The organism is Pseudomaricurvus sp. ABR4_320 (assembly GCF_056159445.1).
On sequence record NZ_JBSWVF010000095.1, the window covers coordinates 1 to 495 of the forward strand.

The window sequence follows — 495 nt, forward strand, 5'->3', positions numbered from 1 at the left end:
CGGCCTGCAGACGGTCGAGCTGTCACTGCCCGCCATCGTCACCACCGACCTGCGCCTGAACGAACCGCGCTACGCGTCGCTGCCCAATATCATGAAAGCCAAGAAAAAGCCCATGGACACCACCACACCAGAGACGCTGGGTGTGGACGTCACCCCGAGAGTCAAAACCCTCAAAGTAGAGCCGCCAGCCGAGCGCTCTGCGGGTGTAAAAGTGGCCGATGTGGCTGAACTGGTGGACAAACTGAAGAACGACGCGAAGGTGATCTGATGAGTATTCTGGTTATCGCAGAACACGACAATACCGCGCTGAAAGGCGCCACGTTAAATACCATCGCTGCAGCGACCGAATTGGGCGCTGACGTGACCGTACTGATCGCGGGAGCCCACTGTGGCGCAGCCGCAGACGCGGCAGCACAGGTTGCAGGTGTCAGCAAGGTGCTGACGGCCAACAACGCCGCTTACGAGCACGGCCTGGCAGAAAATCTGGCGGCGCTG

General features: G+C 60.2%; 2 protein-coding genes. Both read left to right on the top strand.

Features of this window, described 5'->3' with window-relative positions; all coding sequences use genetic code 11:
• On the top strand, nt 1–268 hold a 268-nt coding region (locus ACXAFR_RS27525), incomplete at its 5' end, for an electron transfer flavoprotein subunit beta/FixA family protein (RefSeq protein WP_475183417.1).
• A partial coding sequence (locus ACXAFR_RS27530) for an adenine nucleotide alpha hydrolase family protein (protein ID WP_475183420.1) occupies nt 268–495 on the top strand: 228 nt, incomplete at its 3' end. The genes ACXAFR_RS27525 and ACXAFR_RS27530, both read left to right, overlap by 1 nt.